The sequence below is a fragment of the Rhizobium sp. AC27/96 genome (genome assembly GCF_001692325.1).
GTDB lineage: Bacteria > Pseudomonadota > Alphaproteobacteria > Rhizobiales > Rhizobiaceae > Rhizobium.
Genome location: NZ_LXKN01000075.1, coordinates 130,590 through 151,377, shown reverse-complemented (window position 1 = coordinate 151,377; position 20,788 = coordinate 130,590). Strand labels below are relative to the sequence as shown.

Below are 20,788 nucleotides of genomic sequence, written 5' to 3'. Positions count from 1 at the left end.
CCTTAACAAACGATTAATCGCCAGATCGGGCCTTAACCGGCCTCGGGATGCTGCATGTTCGACGCCGCCGTTATATAGATTATCCGGGGCGCCAAGGGGGAATTGAGCATTGAGATGCTCACTTTCTGTATTGGAGTCGGGTTATGCATGTAATGGAAACTATTAACCGCCAGACCTGGCGTAATCCTTGGGCTTTGCGGGATTATCGTCGCAGTAGCGGCCATCTTAACGAAGGCGAGCGTGCCGCCTTTGCTATCGCTGCTCCGCAAATGGGCAGGGGACGCATTCTCGATATTGGCGTCGGCGGGGGCCGTACAGCCGGTCTCTTGCGTGCGATTGCGAGTGACTATGTCGGTGTGGACTACACACCCGAGATGGTCGAGCTTTGCCGTCATAACCATCCGGATCTCCGTTTCGAGGTGATGGATGCGCGCGATTTGTCGGCTTTCGGGGATGCCAGCTTCGATCTGGTCGTCTTCAGCTATAACGGCATCGATTCCGTCGACGCATCCGGCCGGCTTGCCGTTCTGCGTGAAGCAGCGCGTGTTCTTGCCTCCGGCGGCGCCTTCGTCTTCTCGACATTTCATCGCGGCTGGCATGGTTTTGAACATCAGGTCGATTATCGTCGCCTGGAGTGGACACCGAATCCGGTGCGGCTCGGCCTCAGGACGCTCCGCTACGTCGAGGGCCGTATCTCCGGCACCTTGCGTCAGCGCCGCCTGAAACCCTTCGAGCAGCGTGATGGTGAGCATGCCGTTCTGTTGCACGGTGCACATGATTTCGGTGTCATGGTCTATGCGACGACGCCGTCACAGGTGCAGTCGCAGCTGGCCGAGGCCGGCTTCGCCATGCCGGCACTGCTTCTCGATCTGGATGGAAACGCGATCGGCGATGTCGCATCGCCCGAGCATGAATATTTCCATGTCGTCGCGCACAAGCCCGGTCCTTGAGAGGCGATCGATCCTGGCCGGGCAAAGCCAGTCCTTGGGCTTGTCCGGCCCCCTTACGGGAAAAATCCTGTTGGAGGCGCTGATTCGTCATGCAAAAAGCCGATTCTCCTGAGACAACAGGGTCGCTTTCCCAAAAACAAAGCTTTATAGATGCGCGGGTTTGAGCAAGGCGCGCCTCCGTGCGCAGGAAGCGGGAATCGAGAAATGACGAATGTGGTAGTGATCGGCTCGCAATGGGGCGATGAAGGCAAGGGCAAGATTGTCGACTGGCTTTCGGAACGCGCCGATGTGATTGTACGCTTTCAGGGCGGCCATAATGCCGGTCATACGCTTGTCGTTGATGGCGTCAGCTACAAGCTCGCGCTGCTGCCGTCCGGTCTGGTGCGCGGCAAGCTGAGCGTCATCGGCAATGGCGTCGTGGTCGATCCGCATCATTTCGTTGCCGAGGTCGAGAAGCTGCGCGCACAGGGCATCGCGGTTACGCCTGACGTACTGCGCATCGCCGAGAACGCGCCGCTGATCCTGTCGCTGCACCGCGATCTCGACGCCTTGCGCGAAGATGCGGCCTCCAATAGCGGCACGAAGATCGGCACGACGCGCCGCGGGATCGGCCCGGCCTACGAGGACAAGGTCGGCCGCCGCGCCATCCGCGTCGTCGATCTGACCGAGCCGGAAACGCTGCCTGCCAAGATCGACCGCCTTCTGACCCACCACAATGCCCTGCGTCGCGGCATGGGTCTCGATGAAATTTCTTTCGATGCTCTGCACGACGAGCTGACCTCGGTCGCAGAGCACATTCTTCCTTACGTCGATCATGTCTGGCGGCTCCTCGACGAGCAGCGCAAGGCCGGCGCACGCATTCTGTTCGAGGGTGCACAGGGTGCATTGCTCGACAACGACCACGGCACATATCCCTACGTTACATCGTCCAACACGGTTGCCGGCCAGGCTGCCGCCGGTTCCGGCCTTGGCCCGACAGCGCTCGGCTACGTGCTCGGCATCACCAAGGCCTATACGACCCGCGTCGGCGAGGGACCGTTCCCCTGCGAACTGCATGACGAAATCGGCAAGCATCTGTCGGTCGTCGGCCGCGAAGTCGGTGTCAACACCGGCCGTCCGCGCCGCTGCGGCTGGTTCGATGCCGTGCTGGTGCGCCAGACAGTCAAGACCTCCGGCATTACCGGTATTGCACTCACCAAGCTCGACGTGCTCGATGGCCTTGACGAGCTGAAGATCTGCGTCGGCTACAAGCTCGACGGCAAGGAAATCGACTATCTTCCGTCCAGCCAGGCGGCTCAGGCGCGTGTCGAGCCGATCTACATCACGCTTGAAGGCTGGAAGGAGTCGACTGTCGGTGCGCGCAAATGGGCAGATTTGCCGGCGCAGGCGATCAAGTATGTCCGTCAGGTGGAAGAGCTGATCGGCGCGCCGGTGGCCATGCTTTCGACCAGTCCGGAGCGCGAGGACACCATACTTGTGACAGACCCCTTTGAGGGCTAAAGTCCCGAACCTATGACGAATCCCGGCCCGGCTGCCCGCCGGGCATCATGAGAAAGTACTGATGGCGGATTTTGTAGCAGTCATTCGACGGGCCGTTGACGGCCTGACGGAAAATAATCCCGAGATGCGGGTCAAGGTTTACGATCGAGCTCGTGGTGCCGTTCAGCGGCAGCTCGAGAGCATGAAGCCGCGCCCGCCCGAGGAAATGCTGCGCCGCCAGCTCGACAAGCTTGAAGCCGCGATCATCGAGGTTGAAGCCGAACATGCCGAAGCGCTGCCAGCCGCTGAGGAGCCGGTGGCCGAAGCGCCCGTCGTGCATGAGGAGATTGCTCCCGAGCCTGTGCAGGAAGTTCATGTCGTCGAGGAGCATCATTCAGCACCACATGCGGAAGAGCCGGAGCCGGTTGCGGCTGAAGTTCATGCCCATGACGAGCCGGCCGTCGCGGAGAGCGCACCGTATGAGCATGCTCCCGTGGAGCAGTGGAGCGAGCCCTACCAGGAAGAGCAGCACGCTCCGGTAGAGCATCATGCCGTTACCGAACCACATGTCGAGGTTCACGAGGCTGCAGCTTCCGAGCCCGCCTATCACGACGAGCCGCAACACCATCCGGAAGAACCGCAACATTATGTGGAGGAGACGCCGGAGGTTGCCGCCGAGCCGGTCCATGCCGCGCCTGCACCCCAAACTGTAAGAGCGCCGGTTGACGATGTCATAAACCAGGTCGAACAGATCTGGGCCGAGGTTGACGCACCGGCTCGCCAGGCCGTGCCGGAGCCGGCGGTTTCATATCCCAACGAGCCGACAATGCCGGCCGCAGCCTTTGCCGAAACACCCTTCGGGCATGCCATCGAGACGCCTGAAACCACGAAGGCGCCGGCACCGGCCGTCAATAAGGGTTTCGTCTGGGATGCGGATGTCTTCGAAGAGATCCAGCCGGCGCCTGCTGTCTCGCAAACGGTGCAGCCCACGGGCCGGCAGATGCCGGACAATGCCTTTGAGGACGTCGATCTCTTCGCCGATGTCCATTCGTCGCGCAAGGCGGCGGCGACATCCGAGGCCGATACCTCCAATGACGGCTGGCGCGAGCTGAAGGAGCTTGCCGGTTTCGACAAGCGCGCCGACGATGGACGAGGCGGTGGGTCTTCCATTCCGCCCGATCTCGATCAGGCCATGGCCGCGAAGCTGCAGGGCAAGAGCTTCCGCATGGAGCCGAAGCGACGCCGCGTCAATGTTGCCGGTATCGTCATTACGCTTGTGGTCCTGGCTATAGCCGGCGGTGGTGGCTATGCGGCATGGCTGAACCGCGAAGCGCTCAACAACATGGTGACGAAGCTCGTCAGCTCTGCGCCGAAGAGTGCCGCGACGCCTTCTGCTTCGGATACGGCAAGCAACGGCGCGGCGAAGACGGCCCCTGCCGCTGCTCCCGCCCAATCTTCGACTGCGCCGACGCAGAACAACACGGCTGCCGCCCAGCCGCCGGGATCTGGCAATACGGATGTCGCCTCGCTGAATAGCGATCCGAATACGGTCAATACGAAGTTCACCCAGCGGCTTCGCGCGGATGGCACGGAAGAGGACGAAGGTCCCGCCGCAAACGGCCAGCCGGGTGTTGTCGAAGGCAAGTCCATAGCCGAACAGAATGTGGCTTCCACGGCCCCCGCAGCTGCGGCCGCGACGTCTCCGGCAACCGCAACTCCGCCTGCGAACAATGCAGCTGTCCCACCTCAGGCCCAGACGCCTGCCGCGACGGAGCAACAGGCTCCCGCCGCCAATCAACAGCAGACTGCTGCCAATCAGCCGCCGCCCGTGACACAGCAGACAGCTCCGGTTACCGACGGCCAGAAGGTTTTCCTCTATGAGGAGCGCCTTGGCCAGACGTCGCCGACCGCCTTCCAGGGCACGGTCAGCTGGTCGATACAGGAAGGCAAGGCGGCTGATGGCCGGCCCGAGCCCTCCGTTCAAGGTCTGATCAGCGTTCCCGAACGCGGTTTGACAGCAACGATCACCGTTTCCAGAAACGGAGACCCCTCGCTTCCGGCGAGCCATTTGATCGAACTCGCTTTCCAGGTGCCTCCGAATTTCGAGGGCGGCGCCATCGACAATGTCCAGCGTGTTGCGCTGAAGGCGACGGAGCAGGATCGCGGCGATGCCCTTATTGCCGTCCCGGCCAAGGTCACCGACGATGTCTACATGGTCGCGCTCAACGATTTCCCGGATGCGCGCAAGACCAACCTAGACCTCTTGAAGACCCGCAACTGGATCGACATTCCGGTCGTCTATCGCAATGGCCGTCGCGCCTTGCTGACGATGGAGAAGGGTCAGACCGGCACGGATGCTTTCAACAAGGCCATCACCGAATGGCAGGCGCTGGGCGGCGGGGTTGCCTCGAGCGGGCAGTAAGATTTCCCTTACAGAGATACGAAAAAGGCGGGCTTGCGGCCCGCCTTTTTATTTGTTCTGAATTTTCGAAATCGGGAGGTTATGCCGTCGCTTCAACGACGCGGAGCGCCTTGGCGCGCTCCAGGGCGTCCTTCTGCACGGCTTCCTGAACCTTTTCGAAGGCACGGACCTCAATCTGGCGAACGCGTTCGCGGCTGATATCGAATTCGGACGACAGATCTTCCAGCGTGACCGGGTCTTCGGCGAGGCGACGAGCCTCGAAGATGCGGCGTTCGCGGTCGTTCAGCACGCCCAGCGCGCGGGAAAGCATTCGGCGGCGCGTGTCGAGCTCGTCCTGTTCGATCAGTACGTCTTCCTGGCTGTCGTGATCGTCGACGAGCCAATCCTGCCACTGGCCGGAATCGCCTTCGGAAGCCTTGATCGGCGCGTTCAGCGAAGCGTCGCCGGAGAGGCGGCGGTTCATCGAAACGACTTCCTCCTCCGAGACGTTCAGCTTGGTGGCGATCTCGGTGACATGTTCCGGCTTCAGGTCGCCGTCATCGATGGCCTGGATACGGCCCTTCAGCCGGCGCAGGTTGAAGAACAGGCGTTTCTGATTGGCGGTCGTACCCATTTTCACCAGCGACCAGGACCGCAGGATATATTCCTGGATCGAGGCCTTGATCCACCACATGGCATAGGTTGCCAGGCGGAAGCCGCGTTCCGGGTCGAACTTCTTGACAGCCTGCATCAGGCCGACATTGCCTTCGGATACGACTTCGCCGATCGGCAGGCCGTAGCCGCGATAGCCCATGGCAATCTTCGCCACGAGGCGCAGATGGCTTGTGACGAGCCGGTGCGCGGCCTGACGGTCGGCATGTTCCGCATAACGCTTGGCGAGCATGTACTCTTCCTGCGGTTCCAGCATCGGGAACTTGCGGATCTCGTCCAGATAACGATTGAGGCCGGCTTCTCCGGCAGCGATGGACGGTAAGGTATTACGGGCCATGAATGTGCACCCTCCTATTCGAGATTTGGTACCTTCTGGGGGCGTATTGCGCCTTCTGCGAAGCGGACCAAGGCGTGCGAGCCACAAGGACCCCGCACTGAACCTATGTAAAGATAAGTACGGCGAAACGGTGATTCAAGGATATGGTCACGCAAGTGTTATAGCGGCGTGACCTGATTGGCCCCGTCGTGAAATCGCCCTTGGGATTCTCCTCCCGAATAACCCCGTCCCATAAAGTCTGGCCATATCAGCCTCCAAAACGAATAAGCGTTTCGACAACTGAGGGCGCGCCGGGGGTTCGGACCTCTGGACGACACTATAGGGCGATAAGGTGCGGGCGTCCAGCAACCTTTGCCGGGCGGCGGCCGCCTATGCTCTCAAGGCTGCCGCCAGTTCTTCCATATCATCCGGCAATGGCGCCTCGAAGTGCATGACCTCGCCGGTGCGCGGATGCTCGAATTGCAGCATGTAGGCATGCAAGGCCTGGCGAGTGAAGCCATTGAGAACTTGCCTGGCCGCCTCCGGCAGGAGATTGGCCTTGGTCTTGAATCCGCCGCCATAGACGGCGTCGCCGAGCAGTGGGTGACCGATATGCGCCATATGCACGCGGATCTGATGTGTACGCCCGGTCTCGAGATGGCAGTCGACCAGCGAGGCGAGCGCGAGTGCGTCCTGCCCTTCGTGGAAACGCTCCAGCACCTCGTAATGCGTAATGGCCTCATCGGCATCCTGTGAGTCGGGACGCTTGACGGCGCGGCGCGTTCGGTCGGTGTTCGAGCGGCCAAGCGGTGCGTCGACAGTGCCGATGAGCTGGCGGGGACGGCCCCAAACGATCGCCTGATAGGCGCGCTCCAGCGATGTCGTTCTGCCGTGATCGGCAAATTGCAGAGACAGGTGACGGTGCGCGGCATCATTCTTGGCAACGACCATGACCCCGGTCGTATCCTTGTCCAGCCGATGCACGATGCCCGGCCGGCGAACGCCGCCGATGCCGGAAAGGCTGTCGCCGCAATGGTAGATCAGCGCATTGACCAGCGTGCCCGTCCAATTGCCGGCCGCGGGATGGACGACGAGCCCGGCGGGCTTGTCGATGACGATCACGTCCTCGTCCTCGTAGAGCACGTCGAGCGGAATATCCTCGCCCTGTGGCGTCGGGTCTTCGGGCTCAGGCAGCGCGATCTCATAGACATCGCCCGGACGCACCTTTTTCTTGGCGTCGGTCACCGGCACGCCATTCAACAGCACGGCCTCGGCCTTGATCAGCGCCTGAATGCGGCTGCGGGAAAATTCGGCCCCGAACTGTGCGGTCAGCCATGCATCGAGCCGGCCTTCGGCGCTTTCGTCAGCGGTTAGGACTTTTCTATTGCTCTCGGCTTCTTTAAAGGGGTCGCTCAAACGTATTTCTCCGGCGCCTCTGGGCGCGCTCAATCAGCAAGGACGCATCGATGACAAATCTCGAGCCAGACGATCAAGAGGAAAAGCCCCTCGATCCGGCCCTGGAGAAAGTCCGACGCAAGATGATCCGCCTGCAGATCGTCTCCGCGGCCGTCATGGTGGTGAGCCTTATGGCCGTCTTCGGTGCCGTTGTCTACAAGACGATGAAACCATCGGCAAAGCCTGTGGGCCAGGCGACCACCAACATTCCTTCGGATGCCCCGGTCGCCGTGACGGCTCTGCTGCCGGCGGGCTTTACCGTTCAGTCCACCGCCCTGTCGGGAAATCAGGTGCTGTTCTACGGCACGCTCGCCAGCGGTCAGCGGCAGGCCATCGTCTTCGACTACGGTATCGGCCGCATCGTGGCGACCATATCGCTGCCGAACTGACGCCTGACGATGACGAGCGATCGGCTCATCGAGATCACGCATCCCGACGATCCCCGCATCGCCGAGTTTCGTGATATCCGCGAACGCGACCTGACGGGCCGCGAGAGCCGTTTCATCGCCGAAGGCACCGTCGTGTTGCGGCTTCTTGCCGGGGCACATGCGGTGGGGGGCGATTTCGTCGCCGAGAAAGTGCTGTTGCTGCAGAACCGCGTCGCCGGACTGAGGGATATCGTGGACGCGTTCCCGGCCGGTGTTCCGATCTATGTCGCGACATCGCAGGTGCTTGACGGCATCGTCGGGTTTCATCTGCATCGCGGCGTTCTGGCGCTTGGCCACCGGAAGGCGGAGATCGATCTGAGTGCCTTTCTCGACTGCCTGCCGCGACAGGCGCTCGTGCTTGTTGGCTGCGGCATCTCCAATCATGACAATATGGGATCGATGTTCCGCAACGCGGCCGCCTTCGGAGCCGATGCGGTGCTGCTCGATGAGAGCTGCTGCGATCCGCTCTATCGAAAATCGCTGCGCGTTTCAGTCGGTTCGGTCCTGACCATGCCCTATTGCCGGCAGTCGAGTGATGTTGATCTGCTTGCGGCGCTCGCCGATCGCGGTTTTGCGATCTGGAGCCTGTCACCGCGTGGAAAGGTAGATATTCGCGAGGTCGAGGCATCGGACCGCATGGCGCTGGTCGTGGGCACGGAGGGAGACGGACTGCCGCAAACTATCCTGTCCGCCTTCAACAGCGTTCGGATCCCGCAGGCTCCAGGCCTCGACAGCCTGAACGTCGCAACCGCCAGCGGCGTTGCGCTTTTCGAGATGGCTGCAAGGATCAAGCGCATCTGAACGACGCGCTTGCGGCGCTAATCAGGGATGCTTCGGCAGCAATGACGCCACCCGGTCGGCAAGGCTGATACGGGCCGCTTGCCCGGCGGGATCGTTATTCCCCAGCAGATGATCGGGTATGGGCGAGGCATTGCCTTCCTTGAGCGCCGTCAGCGCCACCATGTTGGCAGCAATCGTCGCGATCTCTTCCCGCATTGCCTCATCATGTGCGGGCGAGCGGGCCTTCAGAAGGCGATCCGAAAGGGCCGCGGCCCGATTGCGGACCTCTTCCGTCATTTTTGCAATGTCATCTTCCACTGTGCGTTCCGGTTTGGCTGCGTTCGTCTGATCATCGGCGGCAGCCGGAATCATGGATACCGCGGAGAGTTTCGGCGTCTTGGCCGGTTTCTTCGGTGGCGCGATGCCGGCGGCGCGCAGCGCCTTGCTGGCCTCTCTTGATTCCTTGACGGCGGCTTCCAGCCGTTCCCTCAGGCGGACAACATCCTGAGCGTGCCGTTCTATCGCGGTTTCCTTGTCTGCGTTGCCGGCGATCTCGCGATCCAGCCGCTCTTCCAGCCGCTTGTTCTTGTCGCTTTCCTGTCGATGAGACTGCTCTGCATCCGCCGCCCGCAGGCTCGCGGCATTGAAGTCTTCACGAAGCGTCTCGCGCTCGTCCCGCAATGTGTTGATGCGCAGCTTAAGGCTCTCGATCTCCGTCTCGCGGGTCGCAAGGTCGATCTTGAGGTTGTCGGCATCGGCGGCCATCTTGGTCATGCGCTTGCGCAGGCCGTCGATATCGGCTTCCTTCTCCAAGCTAGCCTGTTCGGCAGCGTGGATGCTGGATTTGAGCTGGCTTATATAGCTTTCCTCACACCGCAAGCGCGAACGCAGCTCTCCCGCTTCGACTTCGAGATCGTCGATGCGCGTCTGCTGCTCGGTATTGCCGGCAACAAGCCGGCTGGCCTCCTGCTGAAGCTTGCCGTTGTGGATCTGCAGCGCCACGGTCTTGTCGCGCTCCTGGGTCAGAGCCTGCTCGGCCCTGGCGTTTTCCGCGGCAAACAGCGCGCGTGCCATATCCTTCTGTGCCCGCACTTCCTGCGGGCTCAGCGGCATGGTCGCCCTCAGGCGTTTCTCGGTGAACCAGACGATACGGCGATGGATTGCCGGCGCTATCAGAAAGACCAGAAGTGCGGCAGTCAGAAAGCCCAATCCGAACAATAGAGCAAATTGAATCACGACGCGGCCAGTATCCTGGGGTTATTTTCGATCTCGATGAAATGAATAATCATGGGTCGGGCATGCGAGCAAGCGTTTAAATTGGATATGGTTTACCGGCGCGGGCCGGATTTACTGAAAGAAAAGGCCCGCAATCTGCGCGGGCCAAGTCAGAAGCTGCCTGGGAGGCGATAGGAACAGCAGGTTTAGAAGGGATTCCAGGTCGCGTTGGGCGTGACCTTCAAATAACCCATGTTGACGCCGAGGCGTGCGCCAAGGCCGGTGCGGATCGGAACAAGGACGATATTGTTGTTCTTAAGCACCGTCATGCCGAAACCGGCAACGACGAAAGCCTGACCGCTGACACCGCCAAAGCGGGTGTAGACGCTATCGATGCTCGGCAGATCGTAGACCAGCATCATGACGCGCGTGCCTTGGCCGCCATAGTCGAAGCCGAGCGACGGGCCCTGCCAATAGAGCGGGTGCTCGCCGGCATTCTTGGTGTTCAGCTGCCCTTCGCCATAGGTGAGGCCGGCGAGAAAGGCGCCTGAGCCTTCCTGGCCGAGAATGTAGCCGTTCGGCAGGCCATATTGCTGGAAGGCGCGCTCGATAACCTTGGCAAGGCCGCCACTGGCGGAGCCGAAGAAGGAATGGCCGGCATCGACGATTTCCTGCGCGGAATATTGATTGTTCGGCGCAGCGGCAGCCTGGCGGACCGGCAATATGAAGCTTGCGAATGCAACAATGGCCAGGATCAGGCCGAGGCCAAGCGTTCTGGTGCCGGGGCTTGGCATTCTCTTCAGGAATTCATAGCGCATCAAAGTCATCCGTTCATCATGGTCGGCGCGACAGGGGAGCGGATGTGCAACACATTCGTCTGAACGCGCCACACTCGGCTCGCCCCCTTTTTCAGACCGTTTTGCCCATCCATCGCAGCACGATTCGCGTGCGAAAAGGTCTGATGGTGATGAATGCATTTTGCGTCGATGGTCTTAACAATCGGTTTACCAAATATGGTGTCTTTATGGCGTGCGGTACACCGCCTGAGACAATCCTCGGGCAACCTTGCCGTGGCAACGTGGAATCTACTGCGTTTCGCCTTGTCAGCATTCAGGAGACAATGAATGTCGAAGAATCCGAACCTCACTCTAACCGGGCCTGATCTGGCCGCGCTGCTATGCAGCCGCGTCTGCCATGATGTGATCTCGCCGGTCGGAGCGATCAATAACGGCCTGGAGCTGCTCGACGAGGGCGGCGCCGACGCCGACGCCATGGATCTGATCCGCACCAGCGCGCTCAATGCGTCCGTCCGCCTGAAATTCGCCCGTCTTGCCTTCGGTGCTTCCGGCTCAGTCGGTGCATCGATCGATACGGGCGAGGCCGAGCGGGCAGCGAAGGATTTCGCCGCTGCCGAGAAGAAGACCGAGGTCAGCTGGGTCGGACCGCGCGCCATCATCGCGAAGAACCGGGTGAAGCTGCTACTCAACCTTTTCCTGGTCGCCTACGGGGCCATTCCACGCGGCGGCAATATCGAGGTGACGCTGGAAAATCCCGAACTCGACGCCAAGTTCACAATCGCCGTCAAGGGGCGGCTGATGCGCGTGCCGCCGAAATTCGCCGAGATTTGCTCCGGTGCCCTGGAAGAGGCGATCGACGCCCATACGATCCAGCCCTATTACACCGTTCTTCTTGCTGAAGAGAGCGGCATGGAGCTCTCCTACAATGTGACGCCGGAAGAGCTGACCTTCGTCGCAGAGATACCGACCAAATAGACGGATTGAGCTTTTTGTGTCTTTCAGCCCGCGGTCACCCCATGGCCGCGGGATTATTTTTTCGTGTGTGTCGATAATTTGCAATCTTATGGTTGTCCGCTCAATTGATAATGTAGCGGTAACGAATCCTTAGCATGCTGGTCCTATCGTTCCAATTTGATGTCGCCGTTGCAATACGGGCGGCGGGTGCCAGGGAGTTCGCGGATGCAGCGGTTCATGATTACGGATAGTTCGGATGTCGTGCGCAAGGTCGGCAAGCGAATCCTGTCCGAGCTGGATTTCCTCGTAAGCGAAGCCGGTGATGCCCAGGAAGCGCTGGTGCGCTGCCAGGCGGAAATCCCGGACTATCTGATCGTCGATGCCGGCATGGAAGGGGCACTCGAACTGATTTCCAATATCCGCGCGCTGCCGAACGGTAAGGACGTGAAGATCTATTATTGCGTCGTGGAGGCCGATCTCCGCAAGCTGATGGCCGGAAAGCGGGCTGGCGCCACCGACTTTCTGCTGAAGCCCTTCGATCGCAAGATCCTGACGGCCATCTTCGGCAATCGCGCCGTCGCCGCCTGATTTCATTAGAGCATTTTCGCTTTTCCTCGAATTGCGAAAGCGCTCTATCTCCTTGTTCTTACGCATTCCGGACGGAAAACCGCCGCGCACTTTTCCTGGAAATGCTCTAGGAGCTCTCGAAACGACAACAGCCGCCCTTTTGGAGCGGCTGTTATTTTTTGCGGTTTATTCAATAGAAAATCCCGCCGGAGAGGGCGGGATTTCAATGCATGGCGGTAATGGCGGGGAGGCGGCGTTAAGCGCTTTCGGCGAACTCGTTGTTGTCGGGTTCGCGCAGCACGTAGCCACGGCCCCAAACGGTCTCGATGTAGTTCGCGCCGCCGGCGGCATTGGCCAGCTTCTTGCGCAGCTTGCAGATGAAGACGTCGATGATCTTCAGTTCAGGTTCGTCCATGCCACCATAAAGATGGTTCAGGAACATTTCCTTGGTGAGGGTCGTACCCTTGCGGAGCGAAAGCAGCTCTAGCATCTGGTATTCCTTGCCGGTCAGGTGCACGCGCTGGCCGCCGACTTCGACTGTCTTGGCGTCGAGGTTGACGATGAGCTCGCCGGTCATGATCACCGACTGGGCATGGCCCTTGGAGCGGCGGACGATGGCGTGGATACGGGCAACCAGCTCATCCTTGTGGAACGGCTTGGTCATGTAGTCGTCGGCACCGAAGCCGAGGCCGCGAACCTTGTCCTCGATGCCGGCCATGCCGGAGAGGATGAGGATCGGCGTCTTGACCTTCGAAAGGCGCAGCGTGCGCAGCACTTCGTAGCCCGACATATCCGGAAGGTTGAGATCCAGAAGGATGATATCGTAGTCGTAAAGCTTTCCGAGATCGACGCCTTCTTCACCGAGGTCGGTGGTATAGACGTTGAAACTTTCGGACTTGAGCATCAATTCGATGCTCTGCGCTGTCGCGCTGTCGTCTTCAATTAATAGAACCCGCATAATTGTCCCCTTTACCGCCGCCGAAAGGTCGTCAGCCCCCTTACGCGATACCGATCAAATCACTGCTTGATTTGGAAGCTGCCATGTAATGGTTAACAAATTCTGATTCACTCTGGCAAGTCGTATCGAATTTATTAAATAATTTTTCCATTGCACTGTTTTCCAACGACAATCAGTAAAATCGACTCCTAAAGTATCGCGTTAAGAACTCACGCCAAGTGATTCATCTGACTCATCAATGCAAACATGTCGAATTCCGACCGAAACATTTACTGAGCCTTAAATCATTGCGCCTATCATTAACGATGCCCGTAAACGAAAGGTTACCAGCGGTAGGCTTTTATTAAGATCGCTGTAATTTTTTTTAACCAAGCCGTGTCAAAGCGGCTCGGCGGGCGGAAATATCGAGAGCCGGGGTCTCGCATCACGGGAGTAATGCGTATGAAGTCACGTGAGAGCCTAGTTCGCCTGAAAGAGTTTCAGGTGAACGAAAAACGCCGTCAGCTGCAGCAATTGCAGATGATGATGGCGGAATTTGACCGTATGACAAAAGATCTGGAAAGCCAGATCGTGCTGGAAGAGAAAAAGTCCGGCATTGCCGACCCTAACCACTTCGCTTACCCGACCTTTGCCAAGGCCGCGCGCCAGCGTGCGGACAACTTGCAGGTGTCGATCCGCGAACTGCAGGTTCAGGAAGAGGCGTTGGAACACTCGCTTGAAGACATGCAGGCGGAATATGCCAAGGCCGCAGCGCTCGAAGAGCGTGATGGTTCTGGCCCTGCAAGGGCGCGCGCCTGAGGTCGTAAACGCGTCGTCTTGTTTCGATCCGCGTCATTCCATTCCGACACAAAGCTCAGCTTCGGAATGTATGGGATGACGAAAACGACACGAAAGCCGCGCATGACTGGCCGTGACAGGGCCGGTCATGCGGGGCTTTTGCGCAATCCACTGGATCGAAAGAACCGGCGCCACCGCGCCGGTGGAACTCGTACGTACGCGATGTCGCGTTCGCGGTCAGCGCTTACGAGTTGATGACGTCGCGCCAGTCATCGTGACGTTGCGCCTGGGCCTTGAAAAACGGGCAGAGCGGAATGATTTTCCAGCCGCCGCGCCGCGCCTCTTCGACGGCGTGAGCGGCCAGCGCCTGGCCGACTCCCTTGCCGCGCAAAGCGTCAGGCACTCCGGTATGATCGATGATAATCAGCTTCGGGGAGGTGCGGGAAAATGTCATTTCCGCCTCATGACCCTCGACGGTTGCGACATAGCGGCCGCCGGATGCGTTGTTTTCGTTGCGAATATCCATGATCTCGCTCCCTGATCCTGTTGCAGGTGCCGAGGATTGCATTTGCTCCGCGGCCTGCCAACTCCTCAATTTCACGCCATGAAGCACAATGCCGGCGAATTTCGGGGAGGGGATAGTCGTTCCAGACCTGCGCTTCGATGACGGTATTTGGCCGCGGCGTTCTCTCGGCAGGGCTGGATCGGGAATGCCATTCGGCAAGCAGTGGATGTTTCGCAGCAGACCCGATCGACCCGCCTTGGAACTGTCTGATAAAACAATTCGGGCCTCTGTCCCGTATGGGGAGAAGAGGCCCGAATACAAGTTCAAACAAAATGGAGTGCTGTTGCTACTGTCAGTGGCGATACTGCTGTATGCGGGTCGTCCGCAGCCCGGCCAGGCCATGGCTGCTGATGGACGACTGCCAGGAGAGGAACTCTTCGACGGTCAACGTATAACGTTCGCAGGCTTCTTCCAAGCTGAGCAAACCACCACGCACGGCGGCGACAACCTCTGCCTTACGACGAATGACCCAGCGGCGCGTATTCGGCGGCGGAAGGTCTGCTATCGTCAGCGGGCTGCCATCGGGGCCGATGACATACTTCACTCGGGGACGTATCATTTCGGTCATTGGACTCTCTACACACACTCAAGACCACGAGAGGCACTCTATCTTGCCACATTTAAAAATTGCCTAAGCACATAGTAAGACTTTGCTAAGAATTTTAAGGAGTGTGGCCGGCAACTGATTTGCTTTTGATGCAACCGGATAAAATGCCGGCTAATCGCCACAATTTCAGGGGGATGCGGCAGCCGTCCTATAAGTTTTTGTCAGTGAAAACTTACGCTTTCGGGGCGAGAATCCCGATGTCTTTCCCGCCAGACGAGAAGATTATCCCGCTTCTCGACAGTCGTTTCTATGCGGGAAGGCCGATTTTCTTTCCGCCCCAACAGATGAAATGCGGGTTGGCGAAGTCGCTATCCCCGGTCTGGTCGATCTTGCCATAAGCGAGCGGCGCGCCGTCGACGGTCACGGTAGCGCCACCGGCGGCGCGCAACACGGCATCACCGGCTGCCGTGTCCCATTCCATGGTGCGGGCGAAACGCGGATAGACATCGGCCTTGCCTTCGGCAAGCAGACAGAATTTCAATGAGGAGCCGATAGAGGTGCAGGCGGAGACTGCGTTATCGCTCAGAAAACTCTCCGTCTTCGCGTTGCTGTTGCAACGGCTGGCAAGTGCGGTCAGATTGACCGGCCGCTCGCGCACGGCAATGGTGGTGCGGTCGGTCACGACAAAACGGTCGTCCACGACGAGCTTGCGGGCTCTGCCCGGCTCGCCGGTAAAGGCTATTCCGAGGGCCGGGGCATAGACGATGCCGGCGACGGGAATGCCATTCTCGATATAGGCGATGTTGACGGTGAATTCGTCACGATGTTCGATGAATTCGCGCGTGCCATCGACGGGGTCGACCAGGAAAAAGGAGTGGCCGCGAACATCCGGTACCCTGCCGGCGGACACAGATTCCTCGGCGATAACCGGAATATTCGGGAAATCCCGCGCAAGGTGTTCGAGAATGATATGTTCGGCGCGCTCGTCAGCGAGGGTGACGGGGCTCATGTCCTGCTTCACGGCAACAGCGTAGCCAGCACGGTAGACCTCCAATATGGCCTTCCCTGCTTCGAGCGCCGCCTTTTCAAATGTCGCAAGCATTGCCTGTTCGTCTTCCGCGCCACATTCGCGCTTCAAGTCTCCGGACACTATAGATAGGAAGTCGCGAGGGTAGAGTTTAGAGCTCAAATAATCCGGCTGCTTCCGGCTTAGCGCCAGAACAGAAATTTCGCAACCAGGCTCTGCATCCTCGCCTTGTCCTGGACGCCTTCCACGGGCATGCGTGTCGTTTGAGAGACAATCTTCAGGCCTGTGAGGTCTGCGCATTCGGAAAAGAACATGTTCTGTTTGCGAAGCTTTTTCGTCCTTAAAGGGCTTGTCGTTTTTATTGCATATGCGAATGTGCGGCCGGGTAGTATCGGGATGAATGCATGCGATATTCGGCATATCAGCTTCTAAAACAGGCGTTTTCGGGCAACCGCAATTGGCAGCCGGTATGGCGGACGCCGGAGCCGAAATCGCATTACGACGTGATCATCGTCGGCGCCGGCGGACACGGGTTGGCGACGGCCTATTATCTCGCCAAGGAATTCGGCATCACCAACGTTGCCGTGCTGGAAAAGAACTATATCGGCTCCGGCAATGTCGGGCGCAACACCACGATTATCCGCTCCAACTATCTCCTGCCGGGCAACGAGCCGTTCTACGAATTCTCGATGAAGCTCTGGGAAGGGTTGGAGCAGGATTTCAACTATAATGCCATGGTTTCGCAGCGCGGCATCGTCAACCTGTTCCATTCGGACGGACAGCGCGATGCCTATGCGCGGCGCGGCAATGCCATGCGCATGCACGGCGTCGATGCGGAGCTTTTGAACCGTGAACAGGTGCGTCGGATGATGCCGTACCTCAATTTCGACCATGCCCGCTTTCCGATCCTCGGCGGCCTCCTCCAGCGGCGCGGCGGCACGGCCCGCCATGATGCTGTCGCCTGGGGCTATGCGCGCGGCGCCGATAGTCGCGGCGTCGATCTCATCCAGCAATGCGAGGTAATCGGCATCCGCCGCGAAAACGGCGTCGTCACCGGCGTCGAGACCAACCGCGGCTTCATCGGCTGCAACAAGCTGGCGCTGGCGGCAGCCGGCCACACTTCGATCCTGGGCAATATGGCCGATCTGGAGCTGCCGATCGAAACGCATGTGCTGCAAGCCTTCGTCTCCGAGGGGCTGAAGCCTATCATCGACAACGTTATCACCTACGGCGCGGGACACTTCTATATCTCGCAGTCGGACAAGGGTGGCTTGGTCTTCGGGGCCGATATCGACTACTACAGCTCCTATGCCCAGCGCGGAAACCTCGCCACCGTCGAGCATACGATGGAGGAGGGCGTATCGCTCATTCCCGGCCTGTCGCGGACGCGCGTGCTGCGCACCTGGGGCGGCGTCATGGATATGAGCATGGATGGCTCGCCGATTATCGACCGCACGCCGATCGACAATCTCTATCTGAATTGCGGCTGGAACTATGGTGGCTTCAAAGCGACGCCGGCCTCGGGCTTCTGCTTCGCGCATCTGATCGCCAAGGGCGAAAGCCATGAAGTCAGCCGCCTTCTGCGCCTTGACCGTTTCGAGCGCGGTTTCGCGATTGACGAAAGCGGCAAGGGTCCGCAGCCGAACCTGCATTGAGGGCACGATACCAATGGCAAGCTTGATCAACTGCCCGCATTGCGGCGTGCGACCGAAGGAAGAATTCTCCATTCGCGGCGCCTCCGTCACCCGTCCGGCTCCGTCGGCTCCGGATGAGGATTGGCATCGCTATGTCCATATCCGCGATAACGAGCGCGGCCGGATTCTGGAATATTGGCACCACGCGGCCGGCTGCCGCCGCTGGCTGGTGGTCGATCGCAGCAATATCACCCACGAGATCTTTTCCGTCACCGATGCGGAAGACAGGGCGAAGGAGGCGGCGCAATGACGGCCTATCGTCTTTCGACCGGCGGCCTGGTCAATCGCAGCCGCCCGCTTTCCTTCAAATTCGACGGCAAGGATATGAAGGGCCTGGAGGGCGATACGCTCGCCGCCGCTCTTCTTGCCAACGACCAGCTGCTCGTCGGCCGCAGCTTCAAATATCACCGGCCACGAGGCATCCTGACAGCAGGTTCGGCCGAGCCCAACGCGCTTGTCACCATCGGCAAGGATGGCCGCACCGAGCCGAATACGCGCGCCACCGTCGCCGAGCTCTATCAGGGCCTGAGCGCCGTCAGCCAGAACCGCTGGCCTTCGCTGAAATACGATCTTGGCTCGGTGAACAGCCTGCTGTCGCCGTTCCTCGGCGCCGGTTTCTACTACAAGACATTCATGTGGCCCGCCGCCTTCTGGGAGAAGGTCTATGAGCCGGTAATCAGGCGCGCCGCCGGTCTTGGCAAGGCCGTCATGCAGGCCGATCCCGACCGCTATGAGAAGGCCTGGGCGCATTGCGACCTGTTGGTCATCGGTTCGGGTCCGGCCGGTTTGATGGCGGCGCTGACCGCGGCGCGTGCCGGTCTGCGCGTCGTCCTCGCCGATGAGGGCTTTCGTCTTGGCGGTTCACTGCTGTCGGAAAAGGTCTCGATCGATGGCGTGGCGGCCGATGTCTTCGTGCAGGCGACGCTTGAGGAATTGCAAAGCCTCGAAAATGTGACGGTGATGCCGCGTACGACCGTCTTCGGCTGGTATGACGGCAATGTCTTCGGCGCAGTCGAGAAGGTGCAGAAGCATGTAGCGATGCCGTCGCCCGACCTGCCGGTCGAGCGTTTGTGGCGTATCGCCGCCAAGCGCGCCATTCTTGCCTCAGGTGCCGAGGAACGTCCGCTGGTTTTTGGCGGCAACGATCTGCCGGGCGTGATGATAGCCGGCGCCATGCGCAGCTATCTCAATCGCTATGGCGTCGTTGCGGGTCAGAAAGTCGCCGTCTTCACCAATGGTGGCTCGGGCTACCGCACCGCGCTCGATCTTGCCGCTGCGGGCGTCGAGATTTCCGCGATCCTGGATACGCGGCCTGCATCTTCCGATGTCGCGCCGCTGGATGTCCGCGTCGTGCACGGCGCGAGCGTTCACGCGACCAAGGGCAAATACCGCATCAGCGGCGTCCTTGCCGATCGTGGCGGCCTCGATGAACTGATTGCCTGCGATGCGCTTGCCATATCAGGCGGCTGGTCGCCGATCATTCATCTTGCCTGCCAGCGCGGTGCGAAGCCGGTCTGGTCGGACGAAAGCCAGGCATTCATGGCGCCGACCGTCGGCGGCGAACTGGAGATTGCCGGGTCGGCCGCGGGCATCGATAGCATTTCCGGCTGTCTCGCCGATGGGGCGGCAAAGGCAAAGCGGGTCGTCGAAAGCCTCGGCAAGACCGTTCATGCCGCGGATGCGCCCGAGGTCGAAGGCGATTACGATCCGTCCTTCGCTGCGATCTGGCATGTGCCCGGCGCCAAGGACAAGGCGTTCGTGGACTATCAGAACGACGTCCATACCAAGGATCTGGGCCTTGCCCTGCGCGAAGGCTTCGGCCATGTCGAGCACGCCAAGCGCTATACGACCAGCGGCATGGCGACCGACCAGGGCAAGCTCGGCAATGTGAACGCTGCCGGCATCATCGCCGGCATGCGCGGCGTCAGCCCCGCAGCCGTCGGCACGACGACATTCCGGCCGTTCTATACGCCGGTTTCCTTCGGTGCACTTGCCGGCACCGCGCGCGACAAGCACGCACAGCCGGTGCGGGAATCGCCGCTGCATGGCTGGGCGAAGAAGAATGGAGCGACCTTCGTCGAGGCTGGTCTCTGGTATCGCTCGTCCTGGTTCGCACGACCGGGCGAAAAGGGCTGGCGCGACAGCGTCGACCGCGAGGTTCTGAACGTCCGCAACAATGTCGGCCTTTGTGATGTGTCGACGCTCGGCAAGATCGAGGTCTTCGGCAAGGATGCGGCGGAGTTTCTCAATCGCCTCTATTCCAACGCCTTCCTGAAGCTGCCGATCGGCAAGGCGCGCTACGGCTTGATGTTGCGGGAGGACGGCATCGTTTTCGATGACGGCACCACCAGCAAGCTGACGCCCGATCATTTCTTCCTTACCACCACGACCGCGATGGCCGGCGAGGTGATGACGCATATGGAATTCTGCGCGCAGACGCTGTGGCCGCAGCTCGACGTTCGCTTCGTCTCCTCCTCCGATCAATGGGCGCAGATGGCGATTGCCGGGCCGAAGGCGCGACTGGTGCTGGAACAGATTATCGAGGACGACATTTCAGACGCGTTCTTCCCGTTCCTCGCTGCCGCCGAAGTCATGCTGAAGGGCGGCCTCAAGGCGCGCCTGTTCCGCATATCCTTCTCCGGCGAGCTTGCTTACGAGCTTGCGGTTCCCGCCGGCTATGGCGAGGCAGTGGCGGATGCGATCATGGAGGCCGGCAAGGCACATGGCATCTGCGCCTATGGCGTCGAAGCCCTCAACGTGCTGCGCATCGAGAAGGGTCACGTCACCCATAACGAGCTGGATGGCCGCACGACGCCCGACGATGTCGGCCTTGGAAAAATGATGTCGGCGCATAAGCCGGACTTTATCGGCAAACGGCTGTCTACGCGTTTCGGCCTCACGGCCGCCGATCGTGGGCAGCTCGTCGGCCTGAAGCCGCTCGACACGACGAAGGAAATCCACGCCGGCGCGCATCTGCTGAAGGAGGGCGCAAGGCCGTCGACAGTGAACGATCAGGGCCATGTTTCCTCGGTCTGCTTCTCGCCCACACTCGGTCATTCCATCGCGCTGGCTTTCCTCAAGTCGGGCCGCGAACGGATCGGTGAACATGTGGTCGTGTGGGACGGATTGCGCGGCGAGGAAGTCGCGGCTGAGGTTTGCAGCCCCGTCTTCATCGATCCGGACAATAAGAAGCTTCTCGGATGAGG

Annotated in this window: 19 protein-coding genes; 11 read left to right on the top strand and 8 right to left on the bottom strand. The window is 60.1% G+C overall.

Translation table 11 applies throughout. The features are described from left to right. Window positions 1-152 precede the first annotated feature (152 nt). From A6U86_RS34200 to A6U86_RS34190, 3 genes are all read left to right on the top strand, one after another. Window positions 153-950, top strand: coding sequence for a class I SAM-dependent methyltransferase (locus A6U86_RS34200; protein WP_244510154.1), 798 nt, complete (start codon window positions 153-155; stop codon window positions 948-950). A 204-nt stretch (window positions 951-1,154) separates the two neighbouring features. Beyond that, window positions 1,155-2,450, top strand: coding sequence for an adenylosuccinate synthase (locus A6U86_RS34195; protein ID WP_068401556.1), 1,296 nt, complete (start codon window positions 1,155-1,157; stop codon window positions 2,448-2,450). Between the two features lie 61 nt (window positions 2,451-2,511). Beyond that, on the top strand, window positions 2,512-4,851 hold the full coding sequence (locus A6U86_RS34190; RefSeq protein ID WP_068401553.1) for a hypothetical protein: 2,340 nt from the start codon (window positions 2,512-2,514) through the stop codon (window positions 4,849-4,851). A 79-nt stretch (window positions 4,852-4,930) separates the two neighbouring features. Here the strand turns inward: A6U86_RS34190 and rpoH are convergent, their stop codons facing one another. Further along, the gene (gene rpoH, locus A6U86_RS34185; RefSeq protein ID WP_068401550.1) at window positions 4,931-5,839 is read right to left on the bottom strand and encodes an RNA polymerase sigma factor RpoH; all 909 of its coding nucleotides are present in this window, start codon (window positions 5,837-5,839) and stop codon (window positions 4,931-4,933) included. Window positions 5,840-6,208: 369 nt separating this feature from the next. Beyond that, complete coding sequence (locus tag A6U86_RS34180) at window positions 6,209-7,234, bottom strand: RluA family pseudouridine synthase (protein ID WP_068401547.1); 1,026 nt, start codon at window positions 7,232-7,234, stop codon at window positions 6,209-6,211. Window positions 7,235-7,284: 50 nt separating this feature from the next. Between A6U86_RS34180 and A6U86_RS34175 the strand changes: the two genes are divergently transcribed. After that, window positions 7,285-7,662, top strand: a complete 378-nt coding sequence (locus A6U86_RS34175; RefSeq protein WP_068401546.1) for a hypothetical protein — start codon at window positions 7,285-7,287, stop codon at window positions 7,660-7,662. A 9-nt stretch (window positions 7,663-7,671) separates the two neighbouring features. After that, window positions 7,672-8,502, top strand: coding sequence for an RNA methyltransferase (locus A6U86_RS34170; RefSeq protein WP_068401544.1), 831 nt, complete (start codon window positions 7,672-7,674; stop codon window positions 8,500-8,502). Window positions 8,503-8,523: 21 nt separating this feature from the next. Here A6U86_RS34170 and A6U86_RS34165 read toward each other — a convergent pair whose 3' ends face one another. Next, window positions 8,524-9,717 carry a hypothetical protein gene (locus A6U86_RS34165; protein ID WP_068401542.1) on the bottom strand — a complete coding sequence of 398 codons (1,194 nt, stop codon included), beginning with the start codon at window positions 9,715-9,717 and terminating at the stop codon, window positions 8,524-8,526. A gap of 185 nt (window positions 9,718-9,902) precedes the next feature. Then, window positions 9,903-10,514 (bottom strand): DUF1134 domain-containing protein, encoded by a 612-nt coding sequence (locus A6U86_RS34160; RefSeq protein ID WP_068401540.1) that lies wholly within the window; start codon window positions 10,512-10,514, stop codon window positions 9,903-9,905. Window positions 10,515-10,820: 306 nt separating this feature from the next. Here A6U86_RS34160 and chpT point away from each other — a divergent pair, with 306 nt between their 5' ends. Together chpT and A6U86_RS34150 are read left to right on the top strand one after the other, a co-directional pair. Further along, window positions 10,821-11,468 (top strand): histidine phosphotransferase ChpT, encoded by a 648-nt coding sequence (gene chpT / locus A6U86_RS34155; RefSeq protein WP_068401537.1) that lies wholly within the window; start codon window positions 10,821-10,823, stop codon window positions 11,466-11,468. A 204-nt stretch (window positions 11,469-11,672) separates the two neighbouring features. Further along, window positions 11,673-12,035 carry a PleD family two-component system response regulator gene (locus tag A6U86_RS34150; protein WP_068401534.1) on the top strand — a complete coding sequence of 121 codons (363 nt, stop codon included), beginning with the start codon at window positions 11,673-11,675 and terminating at the stop codon, window positions 12,033-12,035. Window positions 12,036-12,270: 235 nt separating this feature from the next. On the opposite strand, the gene ctrA is transcribed toward A6U86_RS34150, so the two are convergent. Beyond that, window positions 12,271-12,972, bottom strand: coding sequence for a response regulator transcription factor CtrA (gene ctrA / locus A6U86_RS34145; protein ID WP_068401532.1), 702 nt, complete (start codon window positions 12,970-12,972; stop codon window positions 12,271-12,273). Between the two features lie 441 nt (window positions 12,973-13,413). On the opposite strand from ctrA, the gene A6U86_RS34140 reads away from it, so the two are divergent. Further along, window positions 13,414-13,770 (top strand): flagellar export protein FliJ, encoded by a 357-nt coding sequence (locus tag A6U86_RS34140; RefSeq protein ID WP_068401784.1) that lies wholly within the window; start codon window positions 13,414-13,416, stop codon window positions 13,768-13,770. Between the two features lie 223 nt (window positions 13,771-13,993). On the opposite strand, the gene A6U86_RS34135 is transcribed toward A6U86_RS34140, so the two are convergent. From A6U86_RS34135 to cysQ, 3 genes are all read right to left on the bottom strand, one after another. Next, window positions 13,994-14,275 carry a GNAT family N-acetyltransferase gene (locus tag A6U86_RS34135; protein WP_068401529.1) on the bottom strand — a complete coding sequence of 94 codons (282 nt, stop codon included), beginning with the start codon at window positions 14,273-14,275 and terminating at the stop codon, window positions 13,994-13,996. Between the two features lie 331 nt (window positions 14,276-14,606). Continuing rightward, on the bottom strand, window positions 14,607-14,882 hold the full coding sequence (locus A6U86_RS34130) for a DUF1153 domain-containing protein (protein ID WP_034476390.1): 276 nt from the start codon (window positions 14,880-14,882) through the stop codon (window positions 14,607-14,609). A 286-nt stretch (window positions 14,883-15,168) separates the two neighbouring features. Beyond that, window positions 15,169-15,963, bottom strand: coding sequence for a 3'(2'),5'-bisphosphate nucleotidase CysQ (cysQ, locus tag A6U86_RS34125; protein WP_068401781.1), 795 nt, complete (start codon window positions 15,961-15,963; stop codon window positions 15,169-15,171). 329 nt (window positions 15,964-16,292) lie between these two features. Between cysQ and A6U86_RS34120 the strand changes: the two genes are divergently transcribed. From A6U86_RS34120 to A6U86_RS34110, 3 genes are read left to right on the top strand one after another with little or no spacing between them, the layout of a single operon-like run. Continuing rightward, window positions 16,293-17,543: a sarcosine oxidase subunit beta family protein gene (locus tag A6U86_RS34120; RefSeq protein WP_068401526.1), complete on the top strand. Its 1,251-nt coding sequence runs from the start codon at window positions 16,293-16,295 to the stop codon at window positions 17,541-17,543. Between the two features lie 13 nt (window positions 17,544-17,556). Then, complete coding sequence (locus tag A6U86_RS34115; RefSeq protein WP_068401525.1) at window positions 17,557-17,832, top strand: sarcosine oxidase subunit delta; 276 nt, start codon at window positions 17,557-17,559, stop codon at window positions 17,830-17,832. After that, window positions 17,829-20,786, top strand: coding sequence for a sarcosine oxidase subunit alpha family protein (locus tag A6U86_RS34110; RefSeq protein WP_068401524.1), 2,958 nt, complete (start codon window positions 17,829-17,831; stop codon window positions 20,784-20,786). The genes A6U86_RS34115 and A6U86_RS34110 overlap by 4 nt, the downstream gene beginning before the upstream one ends. Window positions 20,787-20,788: the final 2 nt, after the last annotated feature.

Coding starts and splice junctions, on each gene's coding strand:
- A6U86_RS34200 (WP_244510154.1), top strand. CDS start 153: ATGGAAACTATTAACCGCCAGACCTGGCGTAATCCTTGGGCTTTGCGG.
- A6U86_RS34195 (WP_068401556.1), top strand. CDS start 1,155: ATGACGAATGTGGTAGTGATCGGCTCGCAATGGGGCGATGAAGGCAAG.
- A6U86_RS34190 (WP_068401553.1), top strand. CDS start 2,512: ATGGCGGATTTTGTAGCAGTCATTCGACGGGCCGTTGACGGCCTGACG.
- rpoH (WP_068401550.1), bottom strand. CDS start 5,839: ATGGCCCGTAATACCTTACCGTCCATCGCTGCCGGAGAAGCCGGCCTC.
- A6U86_RS34175 (WP_068401546.1), top strand. CDS start 7,285: ATGACAAATCTCGAGCCAGACGATCAAGAGGAAAAGCCCCTCGATCCG.
- A6U86_RS34170 (WP_068401544.1), top strand. CDS start 7,672: ATGACGAGCGATCGGCTCATCGAGATCACGCATCCCGACGATCCCCGC.
- A6U86_RS34160 (WP_068401540.1), bottom strand. CDS start 10,514: ATGCGCTATGAATTCCTGAAGAGAATGCCAAGCCCCGGCACCAGAACG.
- chpT (WP_068401537.1), top strand. CDS start 10,821: ATGTCGAAGAATCCGAACCTCACTCTAACCGGGCCTGATCTGGCCGCG.
- A6U86_RS34150 (WP_068401534.1), top strand. CDS start 11,673: ATGCAGCGGTTCATGATTACGGATAGTTCGGATGTCGTGCGCAAGGTC.
- ctrA (WP_068401532.1), bottom strand. CDS start 12,972: ATGCGGGTTCTATTAATTGAAGACGACAGCGCGACAGCGCAGAGCATC.
- A6U86_RS34140 (WP_068401784.1), top strand. CDS start 13,414: ATGAAGTCACGTGAGAGCCTAGTTCGCCTGAAAGAGTTTCAGGTGAAC.
- A6U86_RS34135 (WP_068401529.1), bottom strand. CDS start 14,275: ATGGATATTCGCAACGAAAACAACGCATCCGGCGGCCGCTATGTCGCA.
- A6U86_RS34130 (WP_034476390.1), bottom strand. CDS start 14,882: ATGACCGAAATGATACGTCCCCGAGTGAAGTATGTCATCGGCCCCGAT.
- cysQ (WP_068401781.1), bottom strand. CDS start 15,963: ATGCTTGCGACATTTGAAAAGGCGGCGCTCGAAGCAGGGAAGGCCATA.
- A6U86_RS34120 (WP_068401526.1), top strand. CDS start 16,293: ATGCGATATTCGGCATATCAGCTTCTAAAACAGGCGTTTTCGGGCAAC.
- A6U86_RS34115 (WP_068401525.1), top strand. CDS start 17,557: ATGGCAAGCTTGATCAACTGCCCGCATTGCGGCGTGCGACCGAAGGAA.
- A6U86_RS34110 (WP_068401524.1), top strand. CDS start 17,829: ATGACGGCCTATCGTCTTTCGACCGGCGGCCTGGTCAATCGCAGCCGC.